Genomic DNA, 17,322 nt, shown 5'->3' with positions numbered 1-17,322 from the left:
GTCCCAACCCGACGCTATAAGCCGCGTTCTCAGTCGGAGTGTGGCTCAGCCCGGTAGAGCACTGCGTTCGGGACGCAGGGGTCGCAGGTTCGAATCCTGCCACTCCGACCATTCATTTTTCAGGCTTTTTTCTGATTGCTACGCCTGCCCAAGTCAACCGACGATTCGGAAAGCGGGGCATGGCGCGCCATTTTGGCCGGGCGCTCGGTCCTGTCACCAGGATTGGGAGTGATTGCCAAATGCAGGATTTCTGACACGCCGCTCGCGGCGTGCGCGACCTTTCTTGCTTTCACCACCGTTTCGCGTGCGCGATTCCGGGGGGGGGGCCCGCGGGTCGCGGGCTATCTCTTTTTAGACCCGTCTACGTCACTGCTGCTCTGCAAGAGCAGTTGCACGCGAACATCAGTTTCCTTGAAATTGTCCTCGGCCGCTCGGGCGGCTGCCTTGGCATCGCGTCGTTCGATGGCCTCGATCAACTTGTCATGGAAGTGCAGCATGCCCTTCAGCTGACCCTGTCCCAGGATCAGCGTGACGTTATTGGCAAAGGTGTCCTGCAGGCCGAGATAGGTTTCAATGAAAAAACTGTTCTGCGCGGCTTTCACGATTGCGGCGTGAAAAAGGAAATCGAGCCGCGCGAACTCGTCAGCACTGCCGCGTTTGACCGCGAGCTCGCACTCCTGCCACGCCGACTTGATGTTGGCCAACTGCTCGGCGGTTCGGCGTTCTGCCGCCAGACGTGCTGACGGAATCTCGATCGCGCGCCGAAATTCATAGAGCTGCACCAACGCTTCCGGGCTCTGTGGATATTGAATCCGAGGCGGGGGCATCCGCTGCTCGACGACAAAGGTACCCAGCCCGCTGCGTGATTCGACAAGGCCGAGATGCTCGAGCACACGCAACGCTTCACGGACCGTCGAGCGGCCAACCCCCAATTGCCGGCTAAGCTCCTGCTCGGAAGGAAGCTTGCTTCCCACGGTCCAGGACTCGCTCAGCATCGTGCGTATGGCGGCGATGACTTCATCCACCAGCGAGGTCTTTGCCACCCTGGGGAGTCCCTTTTGTGTTCCCGAGTCCATCGCGCGCCTTCTCGCCTCCGTGCCCTCGAAGACCTCTACAAAACGGAACAGACGGTCGCAAGGTAATCCGGCTACCTGATGCCTGGTAGTCTACTTGTCAGACAGCCTGATATGTGGTTTAAGACGCGCTCAGAGACGCAGAGCAGTAAAAAAATCGAGGTTGGAAATGACAAAAGAACTTTTCGAGGGAGTCCTTGCCTTTCCCGTCACCCCTTTCGACGAGTTAGGCGAACGTATCGATTTGCGCTCATACGAACGGCTGCTGAACCACATGATCGAGGGAGGCGTGCATGCCGTGATCCCTCTCGGCAGCACCGGTGAATTTGCCTACCTCAGCACTCCCGAGCGTCAGCAACTCGCGGAGGCCACCGTGTCGATCGCAAAAGGGCGAATCCCTTCCGTGGTCGGAATCTCTGCCATCACGACGAAGGAGACGATCAGCCTGGCCGAGCACGCCGAGGCCAGTGGGGCGGACGGCGTCATGATCAGTATCCCGACGTATTATGCTTTGGGATCCGACGAGGTCGCCGCACACGTGGAGAAGGTCGCTCGGTCCGTCAAGTTGCCGGTCATGCTGTACAACAACCCGTTCACGTCGCAAGTCGATCTGACGGGGGATGCGATCGCCCGCATGGTTCACATCGAAAACCTTGTCGCAATCAAGGAAGCGACCATGGACGTGAACCGTATCTCGTCGCTGAAGTCCAGGTTCGGCAATCGCTTCCAGGTGCTTGGCGGTGGATTTGATCCATATGCTTTTCCTGCCTTCTGCCTTGGCGTTCGCGGGTGGACCACTGGCATGGCGAACCTGGTGCCATCCCACTGCGTCTCACTTCATCGCACGGTCGTCGTCGAATCGAATCTCGTCGAAGGCAGGAAGCAGCATGAGAAGCTGCTGCCGCTGGCCAATCTCCTTGTCGAACTCGGCCTATCGAAGGCCGTCAAGGCTGCGCTCGGCATGCTGGGTCTGAGTGCCGGACCGGCCAGAAGTCCTCTGGGACGGCTGTCGGTTGAAAACGAGAAGCGACTGGCGGCGGTGCTTGCCGACCTCGGCGTTCTGTAGGCGTTTTCGATTTCCCATCGACGTCATGACCAGGGGCGTCTCGCAAGTTTCTCCTTCGAGCAACGACCAACACAAGATCGGCGGGTCATTTTGTTGACGCCCACGTTGGCGCTGCTCGCCGGGTCGCCAAAACAGCTCATCGAGTGCCGCGGCCAGACGCTTGCGCTGGACGGCGTCGGCGACGCTCGGCCGGCGACTGGAATCCAACCTTTCTCAGCATCCAAATCAGTGGCGAGCGGATCGCATTGATCGAGGAACAGTTGAAGGACGTCACAAGAACGAGCTTAGGGGAAGCCGCGGACATTCATAAACGGCGGGGTTGGGAGGGAGCATCCCACTTCCAGTGCGGCTTCTGACGGATGCACCAAGACAAAAATTGATATGGGAGGACAAATATGTCGACGACTACGATGGGAAATGAGGTTGTGCACAGCGCTGATGCAACGAAGGCGCTTGCATCGAGCTTAGCGGGGACCATCGTCGAATGGTATGAGTTCTTTGTTTATGGAATCGCGGCTGCTCTCGTTTTTGGACGTCTGTTCTTTCCTTCTTTTGATCCGCTTGTCGGCACGTTGCTGTCGCTGTCCACTTTCGCGGTTGCCTTTATTGCGCGCCCGATTGGTGCTGCCGTATTTGGCCATCTGGGAGATCGGATCGGACGCAAATCCTCCTTGATCATCACCTTGTCTCTCATGGGAGGCGCGACGTTCCTGATTGGACTCCTGCCGACCTATGATGCGATCGGAATCTGGGCACCCGTAGCGCTTGTCATCGTCCGCATTGTTCAAGGCTTCTCCTTGGGTGGAGAGTACAGCGGAGCGGTGCTGATCAGTGTGGAGCACGCAGGCCCCGGTCGACGCGGCCTGTTTGGGAGCATCGTCAACACCGGCTCCCCATTCGGCCTTATCCTCGCCAATCTTGCCTTCTTGGCACTGAGTGCGCTGGATGAGCCTCAGTTCCTCTCCTGGGGCTGGCGAATTCCATTTGTTCTGAGCGCAATTCTGGTCGTCGTTGGAATGGTGATCCGCGCTCGTGTCTCCGAGAGCCCCGATTTCGAAGAAGTCAAGAGCAGAGCGCACCTCGTGAAGACGCCCCTCTTCGAAACGTTCAGGGATTACAAGGGGCGGCTCATCCTTCTTGCATTGGCATACGTCGGCGCTGGCACGTTCTTTTATACGTCGTCCGTCTTTTCGCTATCCTATGCCCAACATCTGGGCGTACCGCGTGGAGAAATGCTCATCCTAGTAATGAGTGCCTTCCTTTTCCTTGCGATAGCTATGGTGTTCTTTGGTTGGCTTTCCGACAGGGTCAATCGCAAGATGATCTTCGTTGTAGGCGCGGCCTTCATGACCGTGGCTCCATTCATTTGGTTCTCGCTCTTGGACACCAAGAGCTTTGGCCTCATGCTGCTCGGCTTCATCATCATGTTCGTTCCATTTGCCGCGAACTACGGTGTGATGCCCACATTCTATACAGAGGTATTTCCGCTGAAGGTTCGCTATACCGGTATGGCCATCGGATATACCCTGGGCACGATCTTAGGTAGCGCGACGGCGCCGCTGATGGGCACGTACCTGTTGGGTGCAACAGGGAACTGGTACGCGATCGCGGGCTTCATGGGCGGGGCTTCCCTGATATCTCTTGTCGCCGGCGCTTGCCTTAGCGTCGTGCCCGAGGATCCTGATGCGGCAATTGCTCTCCGTAGAGTGAGCCTCGAACGCTAGCCGCGTTGCGCAGTCGGACCCCGGCGGTGAAGCCGAATGCCTCCATGTCGCCCTCGGCTCCATCTCCAGTGCGTTGAGCTTTCCGGGCGACGCCCCGTCAACGACCGGCAGCGTTCGTGATCACATCATCCGCGCCCGGCTGAACTCCAAGTTCAACCGAGCGCGGATCACTGCGCGGCTCGGTACCATGGAGGGTGTCTGGAAAAGGGACGATAGTGTCCGAAAATTCGCTGGCTGTGTTCACGCGTGGAACGCCTGGGTTTCCCAGTCGTCGGGGCAATCATTCGGAGGAGTGCTGCGTAGTGCCGCGACCGCCTGCCACATTAAGCATAGCGTCAACCGCTGCTTGTGCCGGTGGAAGGTCTTGCCTACCCGTTTTCGATGGACTCGGCCAAAAATATCACGCGGTATCATGCTCTCGACAGTTGGCGTGGCATTTGCGCTTGCATGGTCGCGCTGTTTCACTTCGACGTTATCAGCCATCTGTCCTTCCTGCCGCTCACCAGAAATGCCTACCTCTTCGTCGATTTCTTCTTCGTGTTGAGCGGCTTTGTCATCGCGTCGAATTATCGTTCGCGTCTCGCTGAGGGCTTCGGCACGGGCCGCTTCCTCCTCCTGCGGCTTGGGAGGATCTATCCGCTGCATCTCGTGACCTTGCTGCTGTTCATTCCCATCGACGCTGCGAAGGACGGTATTGGCCCAAACCTCTTGCAGGCCAGCGTCACCAACATTCTGCTGCTGCAGGGGCTCGGCGTTAATCCGCAGAACTGGTTGAACTTCGCGAGTTGGAGCATCAGCACCGAGTTCGCCGCTTATGTGATCTTCGCCGCCGTCGTGAGCAGGATCGGGCCGACAATCTGGCCTTGGCTGCTTCCGATCATTGCGGGGCCGGTTGTGCTCGCCACCATCAGCCCGGACGGGATGAATGCGACTTTTGACTATGGGTTGGTGCGCTGCCTTTATGGTTTCGCGCTTGGCGTTCTCGCTTTCGATTTGCGAGAGCGCTTCCCCGTGTTGCGCGCACGCCTGGCGCCATCCGTTGAGACATTGCTCGAGGCGGCGAGTCTCATGCTCGTTGTGGGCTATGTTTCGGTCGCTGGAAGCAGCGTCACTCTGCAGGTCGCCTCGCCGCTGGTGTTTACGCTGGTCGTTCTGGTGTTCGCGCGTGAAGCTGGCGCGGTCAGCCGTTGGCTGACGGTTCCGTCCATGCTCACGATCGGGACGCTGACCTATTCGATCTACATGCTGCATCCGCTCCTCAGGGCAGTGGTGCGGGCCATCCTTATGGTCGTCGAGCGCCTTACGCATACGGAATTGTTTGCCTCTTACGCGTTGAGCCCGGGCCATGAACCGACGAAAGTTGTCTCTCTGAATGGATCGCTCTGGCTTGGTGATCTCCTGCAAATTGCGATGCTGTTGTTGACCGTCCTGCTGTCGGTTGCAACGTATCGTCTTGTCGAGGAGCCCGGGCGTGACTGGGTCAGGCGCTTGATGGATCGGCGGAGGGTCGGCACAGTACGCGGCGCACGACCGGCTTTCGACGCATGACACGCCGAGCTCGTTCAATTTTCGTACCTGTCGCGTTGTTACGCGATGTGGGCGACGCGCCGTATGCGGGTATTGTATGCAAGACCTGCGGCGGCAAGATCCGCCAGAGCGGTCCCGACTGCCTTGAACATGGTGATGTCGTCGCGCGATCGTCGCCCGTGAACGGCGCCGCTGCACAGTTCGGCTAGCGACGCCTTCAAGTCCTGACGTGACAAAATTCCTGCCTCGATCGGGTGGACGAGATCACCGGCCTCATGTGCCGCCTCATAGGTGTCCACGAATATGGCGGAACGCTTGACGACTTCGTCATCCGATTCCCGCATTGCCGGCGTGAAGGCGCCGATGAGATCGACATGGAGGCCGGCCTGCAGCCATTCACCTTTGATCAGTGGCGATGTTGCCAGAGTGGCCGACGTGACGATATCCGCCGTCCTGACGGCATGTTCAAGGTCGGACACGAACACGGCATCCAGTCCGGAGTCACGGAGACGATCCACCATCCGAATGGCGCTGTCGGCGTTGACGTTCCACACGCTGATCCGGCGAATGTCGCGGACGGCCCGATAGGCTTCCGGCAAAAGGCTTGCGATCCGGCCGGAGCCGAGAATGAGCAGGTTGGTCGCGTCTTCGCGCGCCAGATAGGACGCCGCAAGCGCTGACGTCGCAGCGGTTCGCCTGGCGGTAAGGACGTCACCTGCGACCGTCGCAAGTTGCCCACCGGTGCCGCTATCGAACAGCAGATAGACCGATGTGAGCGCCGGCATCTTGCGCGCGGCGTTGCCCGGGAATACGGCGACCAGCTTGACTCCAAGCAGGTCGTCACCTTCCGATTTCTGCTGCCATGAAGGCATCAGCAACAGCGTCGCGTCTGGCTCGCCCGGAACTGGAATCGTATGATGATGTCGCGGCGGAACCGTGCAGCCCCTGACAAAGAAGCTGCGCAGATGCGGGATCAGCTCATCCATCGGGAGAAGGCGCGTCGCCTCCTCTGCATCAATGGTCTGCAGCGGTTGTTTCTCGGTCATGGCCTTCTCATTGCAAGACTTTGCGTCGCGGCTCTCGCGCGACGCCCGCATGCTTTCGCGGTTGCCGAACCAAATCGAGGTTGTGCTCCGGCGTGCCGGACGAGGACACGCCGGGACGTCAATGCGGTCGTCCCGGCGTGTCAGTTCGCGCGGCTCAGCGGTCGATCAGGGAAGCATTGGCGGGTGGTAGGTGAAAGTCGTCATCAGGATTGCCGCAAGGATCATGACGATCGGGAAATGCACAAAGAACTGCACCGAGGTGTAGCCGATCAGGTCTTTTGACTTCAAGCCGAGTATGCCAAGCAGCGGAAGCATCCAGAATGGATTGATGAAGTTCGGCAGCGTCTCCGCGATGTTATAGATCATCACGGTCCAGCCCAAATGAGCCCCGATCTCATTGGCCGCCTTCATGATGTACGGGGCCTCGATGATCCACTTGCCGCCAGCCGACGGGATGAAGAAACCGAGTACCGCGGAATAGATTCCAACCAGGAACGAGAAGACGGTCGAGTTGGCGGAGGCGTCCACGAACCAGTGTGCGATGGTGTCGGACAGCGTTACGCCCTTGCTGTTCGGCACCTTGGTCAGCATCTGAGCGATTCCGGCGTAGAAAGGAAACTGCAACAGCACGCCCGAGACGCTTGGCATCGCCTTGGAAAAAGCCTCAAGCAGGCTGCGTGGACGCCAATGCAAGAGGATGCCAAGCACCAGAAAGACGAAATTGTAGGTGTTCAGGCCCGACAAAGTGATCAGCGGATTGCCGGACTGAAAGGTCTGCCAGAGCCAGCCCAGCGCCAGCACGACGATCAGGATCGTCAGAATGGGACTGAACTCGAGAAAATCGCCGGGCCGCGCCGGCTTCTTCGGCTCGATTCGGTCGTCGTCGAGCGACACGCCGAGATCCGCGGCGGTCTTGACCAACCTCGGATCTGGAGCAGTCAGGTAGCAGATCGCTGCGGATAGCGCGGTGACGACCACCGTCGTGACCAGATTCTGCCACGTCAGGATCGTCTCGGAGAAACCGATGACGCCGGTGATCGGCAACAGCGAGCTCGGGATGCTGGCCGCATTGGCCTGAAGCTGGGCGGCTGATGATGTGATGCCGAGCGTGAAACCGCAGCCGAGGCCGAGATAGCCAGCCGCACCGGCCGCGCGATAGTCCAGCCTGATGTCCTTGCGCCGCGCGATTTCGCGCACCGGCAGGCCGGAAAAGATCAGACTGAGACCCCAGTTCAGCAGCGACAGGACGATACTGAGGACACCAACGAAGACCACAGCGCCGCGCGCGGTGGAGGGTACGGCCGCCAGCCGCCGCAGCACCGCCGCGACAGGCGGCGACATTGCGACCACATAGCCTCCGATCGCGACCAGCGCCATTTGCATCGTGAACGGAATCAGATTCCAGAAGCCGTCGCCGAAGGCGCGGCTGACCGCAAGCGGTGAGCCGCCATGCACGATGGTGCCGAGTGCGATCACGACCACGGCAATCAGAACGAACACATAGGCATCTGGAAACCAACGCTCGGCGAAGGCGACCATATGCTGCGAGAGCCTTGCAAGCAGGTTGGTCTGCATCGGCACTTTGTCAGGAAACGAATTTCTATGCGTGGCGTCGGTCATTGCAGCCCCCATTATTATGTCGGTGTTGGTTTCGTCGCGTCGTTGCCGGTCAAAGCGCGAGTGTGAGTTCGGAGAGAGGAACCGTCTGGCAGGTCAGGCACTGGTCCGTCGCGCCCTCATCGCCGCCGAGTTGTGCGACGTCGCCCTTGACGATGCGCATGGCGCAGCTCTCGCACTGGCCGACACGGCAACCGCTGGGAAGAGACAGGCCCGCGGCCTGAGCGGCATCGAGAAGGGTTCCGAGTTCAGGCGACCAGATAAAGCTTTTGTCGGTACCGGCGACGTGAACCTTCTGTGGCTGCAACGTCCGCGGCACGATCGGCGGTGATGCGAACGCCTCCGCGAATACGTCGAAGCGCGGCATGCCCCGTTCTACCAGTCGCTCAGTCATTGATGTCGTGAAGTGCGGCGAACCGCAAAGATAGGCGAGGGGCCGTTGCGGCAGCAGCGGATCGATCGCCGCTAGGTCGAGCCGGCCCGCATAATCGTAGTCCTGCGCACAGCGATCCTGCGCGCGTGGCGCTGAAAACGCCGTGACGAGATCGAGCTCCGGCAAGAGGTCTGCAAGCTCTCGCAACCGCCGGGCAAAGGGATGCTCATCACCGTTGCGGCAACCATAGAGCAGAAGCACCTTGGCGACGCGCTCCGTCGGCTCGCGCTCCGCCAGCGCCTCGAGGTGACTCATAAAGGGTGTGATGCCGATGCCCGCCGCGAGAAAAATGAGAGGCCGGGGACCCGCCAGCGGCGGGGTGAAAATTCCTCTCGGCGCCTCGATCTGGACTTGATCACCGACGGTCAGGCGATGGATATGAGCGGAAAGATGACCGGTGTCGCGGGTGTGGGCCAAATCGTCGAAACGCCGTTTCTTTATTGCGACCGACAGGACGTCCTGGCCGCCATGGCCGGTCAGCGAATAGGCGCGGGTCACATCGATTCCCGGCAGGCCCAGCATGATGTGTTGTCCCGGCCGGAACGCGGGAAGCGGGCCGCCATCGCGCGGGAGGAGGTCGAGCGCGACGACATCGTTGGACTCGCTGCGAATGGCGGCGACCGAGAAAGCGCGCCGGCCGACCCAGCGGCCGCGGCTCGCGGTCTCGTCCTTGCGAATGTCGCAGCGTATCGCCCGCAGCGGCACCGAGCCGCTGACCGGATCGCGCGTTGCGTCGCTCAAGCCGTCGTTCATGTTCGATGTCGCAAAACCAGCGGAGCTGGTCGCTTCGCGGCCCAGTGGCGGACAATCCTCCCACCAACCGAACTCGGCGATGGCGATGCGATCGTCGAGAGATTCGTTCAGCCGCACGCGCAGCCGTACCTCTCCCGTTGACGTCTCGACGATCGCCCAGTCGCCATCCTCAAGGCCGCGCCGCGCCGCGAGCGTGCTGGTGATCTCGATCGCGGGATCAGGCGTTTTCTTCCGGAGCGAGGCGATATGACGGTGCGAGCTATGCACGAACCAGCCGCTCTTGGCTGTGGTGAGCACCAGCGGGAAACGGCTGTCGGCGCCGTCTGCAAGCGGGCTTTCTGCAGGCTCGATATGGCCCGGCAGCGGCGCGTAGCCATGATCGAGCATCAATTCCGAATAGATCTCGACACGGCGGGTAGGCGTGGCAAAGCCTGCAATCGTGCCGTCCTCCCGCTGCACTGCGTATTTTTCGTGCCGGAACGGCTGGGGAAAGCGCAGGCCCTCCGGATGCCGACGAAGTTCGTCGACCGTCACGCTGAGCGGCGCGAGCTGATGGTTCCAGCCAGCGCGGATGTCGCCACCGAAGAATTGGTTTGCCAGGCCCAGCCTGACGGCGAGCTCCGCTGCGATTTCATAGTCTGCTTTGCACTCGCCGAGACGCGGAAGCATCTGCGGACGGAATTGTATCGTCTCGACGGCATCCTGCGTGATCTCGAAACCGATTTTGAGGGCGTCCCGCTCCCACGGCATATTGGCCGGCAGGATGATGTCCGCATTCTCGGCCGTCGGATTCATGAACATGTCGACGTGAACGTGGAAGTCGAGCGCACGCAATGCCTCGCGATTACGTGAGGAGTGGCCCTGCGAAACCATGAAGTTGGTGCCGAAGCTCATCAGCGCTCTGACGCGATAGGGCTCGCCCGTGAGCACGGCGCGGCTGAAATCGCGCGCGGTGATCCATCCCCGGCTTGGCGGCCCGAGCGGCAATTCGTCGATGCCGAGCGCTTTGGCCTTCTGTTCCGGCGGCAACAAGTCATAGTCGTTGACGCTCCGCGTCGGCGGCGGCACCGGCCAGACATTGCCGCCCGGCCGGTCGCAGGCGCCGGTCAGCGCGTAGAGTGTCGCGATCGCCCGCTCGGTCATCGTCGCATTGGTGTGCTGGCCGACGCCGGTCCACGCGTGGTAGGCGAGCCTTGGGCTGTTCTCGAACAGGCCGTAGAACGCAGCGATGTTGCGCTCCTCGAGCCAAGTCACTTCGGCGACGCGCGCGATCGTGTAGGGGGCAGCCTCCGTAGCCAGCAGACGGAAGGCGGTCGCCGCAGCGATGACGCGGCCATCGCGCGCGGCAAGCGTCGTCCGGCCATCCAGCCTGCAGTGCGCAGGATCGAGAGCCGCAACGCGGGCGTCGTAGGCCCGCGCCGTCCCGGACTGATCCAGCACGACGAAAGCTTCCGACGCTTGATTGTCCCAGAGTTCGTTGGCACGAACGAAGCGGCCTGTATTGGTGTCGACCAGGAAAGGCCCGTTGGTCCAGCGCGTGACGAAGCCCGCATCGAACGATCCTGTCGCGATGAGATGCCGGATTGCGCCCATCGCGAGGGCTCCGTCCGAGCCGGGACGGATGCGTAGCCAGAGGTCAGCGTCCTGTCCCGATCCGTTCGGCTTGGGATCGACCACTGCAACCCGCGCTCCGCGCCGTCGCGCATTGCCGATACGGGTCGCCTGGGCAAGCCATGTGCGGGCGGGATTGTGTCCCCACAACACGATGGCGTCGGCCTGCTCATAATCCGGAAAGCCGATACCGCGGCCGAAAGTCAGGGCATGGGCATAGTCCTTGTGCCAGCCGCAGATTTCGACGGCGTAGATCAGATTTGGACTGCCGAAGCACCTGATGAAGCGCTCGACCCACTCGAAGCTGTCGACCATCGGTGTGCCGCTGGGCGTGGTGACGGCAAAGGCCACAGCTTCAGCGCCGGATGTTTTGCGAATGCCGCCGAGCTCTCGGGCGATGTCGTCCAGCGCCTCGTCCCAGGAAATTTCGGTCCAGCCCGGATCGGCAGCGTCTCGCGGCGCAGTTCGACGAAGCGGTTTGGTCAGCCGCCGCGGACTATGGACCATCTCAGGTGCGGCGCGGCCCTTTGCACATAGCGCTCCGCCGGTCGGATGCCCTTGCAGGCTCTCGACGCCGATCAGCCGGCCATTCTCGACCACCATGGTCGAGCCGCACCGTGATCGGCAGAGCGTGCAATAGCCCGGGATGCGCTCAGCCATCGTCAATGAAACCGTGTCACAGGGAAGTTAATGTAGCGCGTTACTGTAACGCTTTACATAGCATGATCTGTGGGCATATCCTCCGTCAAGCGCATTTATTGTGCTGCACTTGCTAAGCCGGAGGGCTCTGGAACCGACGAAGCGGAGATGGGGATGGAGCAGAATTTGCGGGAGCAGGTGGTGCAGCAGGTGCGCGCCGAGATCATTTCCGGTCAGAGCGCGCCGGGAACGATGTACTCCGTGCCGACCCTCGCCACGAGCCTCGGCATCTCGACGACTCCCGTGCGGGAAGCGCTGCTGGAGCTGACGCGCAGCGGACTGATCGAACCCATGCGCAATCGGGGCTTCAAGGTGGTCGAACCGACCTTGACCGAACTGCGCAACCTGTTTGATCTCCGCGAAGTCCTGGAGCTCCATGCGGCCGCGATCGTTGCACGTAAGCCAAAGAGGGATCTCGAAGGGCTTTATCGCTTTGCCGATGACATCGCGCGCGCGGTGAGAACGGAAGACCTGAGGCTCTATCTCGAATCCGATCGAAGCTTTCATCAGTTGCTGACGGCCGCGGCGGACAATGCACGCCTCACCGAGTTGGTGATGGGATTGCGTGACCAAATGCGACTTTACGGTATCAAGTCGCGTGCAGGTCTCGCCCGCCAGAATGAGTCAACCGCGGAGCACTATCAGATCATTGAGCTTGCGATGGCCGGCAATGAGGAGGCTCTCACCAATCTGCTCAGGCATCATATCAGGGCCTGGGAGCCGATCTTTGTTGAAGCGTTGTCACAGGTGACGATCCCGCGCGAACCGATTGCCGCCAATCGCGGTCGGGGGCGCTAGTTGCAGGCTGCTCCACGATCCGCAGCATGCCCGAGGGATTTGCGGTGGCCGCCAACCAGCAATCAGCATTGTGGTAAACGGGTCAGCGCTCATGCTTCGTGCAGCATCGCGTGCAGACGCCGGGCAAGCTCTGCCAGGCGGAACGGCTTTTCGACAATTGGAAATTCCCCGACCGCATTGTGTCGTTCCAATACATCTGCCGCATAGCCGGAGGCGAGCAGGATTCTGATATCCTTGCCGAACTTCCTCGCTTCGCGAGCAAGCTCAACTCCGCTCATTCCGTTGGGCATCACAATATCACTCAGCAACAGCTCGAAATCCTGACCGCTCTGGAGGATCCGAAGCGCGTCCATGCCGTTGCGGGCACAGGAAACCTGATAGCCGCACGTGGTCAGCATGGCTGACGTGGCCTCCAGCAGATCCTCGTTGTCTTCAACGAGTAGAATTCGTTCCGTGCCGGTCGGTATGGCCTGGCGTTGAGAGCACTCCGGATCAGCCTCACGCGCTTGCGCAGCCCTGGGGAGGTATAGATCGATCGTAGTTCCGGCGCCGGGTGCGCTGTTGATGACGATATGGCCACCAGACTGTCGAACGAAGCCATAGACCATGCTGAGTCCGAGTCCCGTACCCTTCCCGACATCCTTGGTCGTGAAGAATGGCTCAAACACGCGGTCCCGCACTTCCGGGGGCATTCCGCAGCCGGTGTCTGCGACGGAGAGCCTCACATACGATCCGGGCGGACAGCCGGACACCGAACTCCTGTCTTGGACCACGTTCCGGGTTTCGATCTGCAGCACACCTCCATCGGGCATGGCATCGCGCGCATTCAAGGCCAGGTTGAGGAGCGCAGTCTCCAAAAGCGACGGATCAACGCGACACATCCATAATTCTTCATCGAGCCGCAGTTGGACTTCGCATCCATCCCCGACGGCTTGACGGATGAGTCCCTGGAATTCCGAAAGGAGCCGATTGGGGTTGACGAATTCCGGCTTCAATGCCTGCCCACGGGAAAAGGCGAGAAGCTGCGTCGTGAGCTTCGTTCCGCGATGCACGGAACGTCGCGCCGCTGCGGCGTATTGCCGGATCTTGCCGATATCTGGGGCATCCTCGATGAGTTCGAGATTCGCAGAGATCACCGTAAGCAGGTTGTTGAAGTCGTGCGCGACGCCGCCGGTGAGCTGGCCGACGGCCTCCATCTTCTGGCTCTGATGGAGCTGCTCCTCCATCTGACGGCGCGCCTCCAGGGCCTGCTTGTGATCGGTGATGTCGCGGAGGAAGATCGCGAGGCCGTGGCTCGAGGGAAAGGCATTGAGTGCGTACCAGGCCTGCATGCGCGGGCAAAACATTTCGAGATAGGTCGGTCGTCGCTCTGACGTCGCCTCCCGAATTTTCTTCAAAGCTTCCAGATCGGCGGCGACCGGGAAGGCTTCTGGAAGGGCCATGCCGACGATGTTCCGGCCGTGGGCGACACTCGCCGAGGCCGGTCCATTGAGATAGCTGACCCGCCAATCCCGATCGACGATAAGCACGCTGTCGGTGGTGTTCTCAAAGATCATGGTGAACCGAGCGGCAGCTTCCTCGGCTCTCTCCTTTGCTTCGGACAATTCGTGCTCGCGGCGTTCGAGCGCATCGGCCATGGTGTTGAACGCTTCGGCGACCCGGATGATTTCGGATGTTCCCTGGACGTCGACGCGTCGTGCAAGGTCGCCTAGCCGCCATTGGTTGGCGGCGTCGACCAGTTGCTCGAGCGGACGATGGATGAACCGCCGAGCCCCCAGCGACGTCAGGCTCAACACCAGCGCGGTGCTCAGTACGATCAGGAAAACGCCACGCTGTGTGCCGTGCTGGATCTCGGTGAACGCCCGGGCTTTGTCGAGGCCAAAGGCGATAACGATTCCCCCATCCTGCAGGACCGAATAGCCGACGATCCGCTCCACACCATCGAGATCGACGATATCGGCAGTGCTCCGATGGTCGGGCTTTCGATCGTTATCCCCGGGTATCCTCCGGCCGGCAAAGCGGTCGTTATCGGGATAACGGGCCAGGTACGTGCCGTTCCGGTCCATGATCGCAAGTGCGGCTCCCGGCGGCACATCCTGCTGAGCGATGGAGCCGGCAAGCCAATCCAGGCTGAGGGCGGCTATGACGACGCCGCCAAGCCGGGCATCGTCGCCATAGAAAGGCAGCGCAAAATGAAGGACCTTGCGACCAGTCTGCCGACCGATTGCGAACTCTCCGACTGTGAATTTGCCGGTTTTCAGTACGTCGGCGAAGTAGGGCCTTCCAGCCGCGGTCGATCGCTTGTAGTCAATGTTGGTGTCACAGAAGGCGTCGCCGTTCGTGTCGACCACGATGAAGCTGATGAACCCCGGATATCGTCGCATGATCCTGGCGAGGTAGGCGTTGCAGCCTTCCGTGTTCTTCGCCTTTATCGCCGGAAGCTCCGATAGTGCGATCAGGGCTTGATGCATTCCCTGGACGATCTGCCGCTGTTCTGCCGCGGCAAGCTCCGCCAGGTTGAGTGCCTGGTTTTGCACTTCGACTTGGCGGGTGCAACGGAATTGGAATTCATTGTAGGCTTGAATCGCGATAGCTGGGATCAATGCGATAGCCACCAGCAGGAATAGACGTGATAAAAGAGTCACTTGTTTGCTTACCTTCTGCCCGCGACCTGCGGTCCTGCAACGCCCCTCGACCCAGTGGCGCTCTGACGTCGATCGCTGACGAAATGCGATCTGCGATGCTCAGGACAATCATCTTGATCGCGACGCTAATCATGCCGTTGTGTAAATGACGCTTCAGACAAATCCTTCGGTCTCCGTTGTGCGAAACGATGCTCATTCGACGTCCTCGCAAGCGTGAGCAAGGGCACTGCCAGACGCGGCCTGTGCGGTCTTCAAATGTTGGCGAGCTCTGCTACTGGATCATGACGCGATCGGACTGAGAAGTTACATCTGTAACGACAGGAGCGACGCCGCCTTCGTGGCGATGGCCAAGCACGCGCTCGAATCCATCATGCATCTGCGGAGTTTGCCCTTCTGGATCGCCGATGGCGCGCTTGAGCGGCACGATATCGGTCAAAAGCAGGTAGGCTGTCGCAGGAGCTCCTGCCGCTATCGAATGCAAGTTCATGAAGGAATCCGCCTGTTGCAAAAGTCTTATATGCCCCTATTTTAGGGGAGTATGCCCCTATCGATCAAAGCGGGCCACGGATCGCCGTCAAGTGAGGGAGTATCCAGGATGAAACCGACTATCTTGATCGCCGGCGCTACAGGTGCGACCGGCCGCGTTGCCACCAAGCTTCTCCTGCAGCAGGGCTTTCCTGTGCGGGCGCTCGTTCACCGCGATGACGAGCGCTCCAGCAAGCTCCGAGCCGAGGGGGCCGAAATCGTCGTCGGCGACCTCCTCGACTTCCGAGCCGTACGCCGTGCGTTCGATGGGGCGCAGCGGGCATACTTCGTCTATCCGATCCGGCCCGGCATCACCCAGGCGACGGCGCAGTTCGCGCAGGCTGCGCTTGAGGCCAAGGCCGAGTTCATCGTCAATATGTCGCAGAAATCGTCTCGTCGGGATTCGAAAAGCGATGCTGCGCTTCAGCACTGGCTGTCGGAGCGCGTGTTCGACTGGGCCGGGACGCCCGTCGCGCACCTGCGCCCGACTTATTTCGCTGATTGGCTCCTCTACATGCGAAATATGATTCGCGCGGGCCGGATGTCAGTTCCTTTCGGCACGACGGGCCGCCATGCGCCCATTGCTGCGGAAGATCAGGGGGCTGTCATCGCCGCGATCCTGGCCGATCCGGCGCCGCACAAGGGGCAAATCTATCCCCTCTTTGGCCCCGTCGAGCTTACCGCTCCGGAAATCGCCGCGACCGTGGGTAAAATCCTCGGCAAGGAAATCCGCTACGAGAAGATCACCGCGCAGCAGTGGGCGCGCGAAGTCACCGGACAGGAGATTCCGTTCCTTGCACAGCATCTACAGGAGGTAGCGATCGACCACAACGACGGTATCTTCGCTGGGACGAATGACTTGGTCGAGAAGATCGCCGGTCGGCCGCCGATGACCGTCAGTGAGTTCGTCGAGAAGAATCGGGCGGCCTTTCAGTAGGCCGTCCGTCCACGTCAGCTCAACGAACGATAAACATTTCTCGACTTGAGGAACGGCATTTTCGGGATTTGGACGCGCGTATGCATGACCTGATTGGCTTTTCGATCGAAGCGCACGGCGGACTCGCTCGTTGGAATCAGCTCCGACAGATTTCCGCGAGCTTCATTCCTGGGGGGCTCAGTTTCAAGCAAAGGGGACAAGAAGCTTTCACCAGGGAGCGAACGAGGGTGACTGTGGACACCCGTGAGCAAAGAGCAGTCTACGTCCCTTTCCTCGGTTCTGGGCAAAGCGCGATTTTTGAGCCGAAGCGCACGGCCATTGCAGCTTCCGATGGCACGATTCTGGAGGAGCTGAATAACCCGCGCGAGTCATTCAGGGATATGGGAACGCCCTGGAGTGCGACCCAATTGGCTTATTTTGCCGGTTACGCGATGTGGATGTATCTCACCATGCCGTTCTCCCTCGTAGGGGAGGGGATCGAAACAGGGGAAATCGGTTCGTGGGCGGAAGACGGAGAGACCTGGCGTGCGTTGAAACTGAAGTTTCCCAAGTCGTTAGTCACCCACTCGACGGAGCAGACTCTCTACTTCGATAGCAACGGGCTGATCCGCCGGCATGACTACGCAGTGGAGATTTTTGGCGGCCGAAAGGCTACTCACTATCGCTATGATCACAGAGCGACAGAAGGCATCACATTCTCCCATAAGCGCCGGGTTTACCTTCCGGATGCCGAGGGAAGGCCAAAAATGGATACGGTGATGATTTCGATCGATCTCGACGAACTCGAACTTTTGCGCGTGGCGCCTTAGCGGCGCAGTGCAATAGACGGAGCGCGCCTCGCCACGTCGGGTGGCGGACTATGGGGTCA

The 17,322-nt window shown here is 60.4% G+C and carries 13 protein-coding genes and 1 tRNA gene; 7 read left to right on the top strand and 7 right to left on the bottom strand.

Annotated elements, in window-relative coordinates:
* Positions 1-34: 34 nt before the first annotated feature.
* Positions 35-111, top strand: a tRNA-Pro gene (locus AC5ZGW_RS14425).
* A gap of 230 nt (positions 112-341) precedes the next feature.
* Here AC5ZGW_RS14425 and AC5ZGW_RS14420 read toward each other — a convergent pair.
* Complete coding sequence (locus AC5ZGW_RS14420; RefSeq protein ID WP_165435354.1) at positions 342-1,043, bottom strand: FadR/GntR family transcriptional regulator; 702 nt, start codon at positions 1,041-1,043, stop codon at positions 342-344.
* Between the two features lie 199 nt (positions 1,044-1,242).
* On the opposite strand from AC5ZGW_RS14420, the gene AC5ZGW_RS14415 reads away from it, so the two are divergent.
* The 3 genes from AC5ZGW_RS14415 to AC5ZGW_RS14405 all read left to right on the top strand — a co-directional run bounded on the left by AC5ZGW_RS14415 (position 1,243) and on the right by AC5ZGW_RS14405 (position 5,411).
* Positions 1,243-2,139, top strand: coding sequence for a dihydrodipicolinate synthase family protein (locus AC5ZGW_RS14415; protein ID WP_245474863.1), 897 nt, complete (start codon positions 1,243-1,245; stop codon positions 2,137-2,139).
* 395 nt (positions 2,140-2,534) lie between these two features.
* Positions 2,535-3,863 (top strand): MFS transporter, encoded by a 1,329-nt coding sequence (locus tag AC5ZGW_RS14410; protein ID WP_130227709.1) that lies wholly within the window; start codon positions 2,535-2,537, stop codon positions 3,861-3,863.
* Between the two features lie 381 nt (positions 3,864-4,244).
* Positions 4,245-5,411: an acyltransferase family protein gene (locus tag AC5ZGW_RS14405; protein ID WP_349645101.1), complete on the top strand. Its 1,167-nt coding sequence runs from the start codon at positions 4,245-4,247 to the stop codon at positions 5,409-5,411.
* 38 nt (positions 5,412-5,449) lie between these two features.
* Here AC5ZGW_RS14405 and lhpI read toward each other — a convergent pair whose 3' ends face one another.
* The 3 genes from lhpI to AC5ZGW_RS14390 form a co-directional block, all read right to left on the bottom strand.
* Positions 5,450-6,436 carry a bifunctional Delta(1)-pyrroline-2-carboxylate/Delta(1)-piperideine-2-carboxylate reductase gene (gene lhpI, locus AC5ZGW_RS14400; RefSeq protein ID WP_130227707.1) on the bottom strand — a complete coding sequence of 329 codons (987 nt, stop codon included), beginning with the start codon at positions 6,434-6,436 and terminating at the stop codon, positions 5,450-5,452.
* Between the two features lie 165 nt (positions 6,437-6,601).
* Positions 6,602-8,056, bottom strand: coding sequence for a short-chain fatty acid transporter (locus AC5ZGW_RS14395; protein WP_130227706.1), 1,455 nt, complete (start codon positions 8,054-8,056; stop codon positions 6,602-6,604).
* A 49-nt stretch (positions 8,057-8,105) separates the two neighbouring features.
* Positions 8,106-11,510 carry a molybdopterin-dependent oxidoreductase gene (locus AC5ZGW_RS14390; RefSeq protein WP_130227705.1) on the bottom strand — a complete coding sequence of 1,135 codons (3,405 nt, stop codon included), beginning with the start codon at positions 11,508-11,510 and terminating at the stop codon, positions 8,106-8,108.
* Positions 11,511-11,663: 153 nt separating this feature from the next.
* On the opposite strand from AC5ZGW_RS14390, the gene AC5ZGW_RS14385 reads away from it, so the two are divergent.
* Positions 11,664-12,347 carry a GntR family transcriptional regulator gene (locus AC5ZGW_RS14385; RefSeq protein ID WP_130227704.1) on the top strand — a complete coding sequence of 228 codons (684 nt, stop codon included), beginning with the start codon at positions 11,664-11,666 and terminating at the stop codon, positions 12,345-12,347.
* Between the two features lie 89 nt (positions 12,348-12,436).
* On the opposite strand, the gene AC5ZGW_RS14380 is transcribed toward AC5ZGW_RS14385, so the two are convergent.
* The 3 genes from AC5ZGW_RS14380 to AC5ZGW_RS14370 form a co-directional block, all read right to left on the bottom strand.
* Positions 12,437-14,884 (bottom strand): ATP-binding protein, encoded by a 2,448-nt coding sequence (locus tag AC5ZGW_RS14380; protein WP_245474862.1) that lies wholly within the window; start codon positions 14,882-14,884, stop codon positions 12,437-12,439.
* Positions 14,885-14,915: 31 nt separating this feature from the next.
* Complete coding sequence (locus tag AC5ZGW_RS14375; protein ID WP_165435351.1) at positions 14,916-15,188, bottom strand: hypothetical protein; 273 nt, start codon at positions 15,186-15,188, stop codon at positions 14,916-14,918.
* A gap of 75 nt (positions 15,189-15,263) precedes the next feature.
* Positions 15,264-15,479 carry a hypothetical protein gene (locus AC5ZGW_RS14370; RefSeq protein ID WP_130227702.1) on the bottom strand — a complete coding sequence of 72 codons (216 nt, stop codon included), beginning with the start codon at positions 15,477-15,479 and terminating at the stop codon, positions 15,264-15,266.
* A gap of 108 nt (positions 15,480-15,587) precedes the next feature.
* Here AC5ZGW_RS14370 and AC5ZGW_RS14365 point away from each other — a divergent pair, with 108 nt between their 5' ends.
* Together AC5ZGW_RS14365 and AC5ZGW_RS14360 are read left to right on the top strand one after the other, a co-directional pair.
* The gene (locus tag AC5ZGW_RS14365; protein ID WP_028168115.1) at positions 15,588-16,454 is read left to right on the top strand and encodes an NmrA family NAD(P)-binding protein; all 867 of its coding nucleotides are present in this window, start codon (positions 15,588-15,590) and stop codon (positions 16,452-16,454) included.
* Positions 16,455-16,534: 80 nt separating this feature from the next.
* The gene (locus AC5ZGW_RS14360) at positions 16,535-17,263 is read left to right on the top strand and encodes a hypothetical protein (protein ID WP_130227701.1); all 729 of its coding nucleotides are present in this window, start codon (positions 16,535-16,537) and stop codon (positions 17,261-17,263) included.
* The last annotated feature ends 59 nt before the right edge of the window (positions 17,264-17,322 follow it).

It is taken from the genome of Bradyrhizobium sp. Crot121, from assembly GCF_059512385.1.
This window is presented reverse-complemented; position numbering and strand designations above follow the sequence as displayed.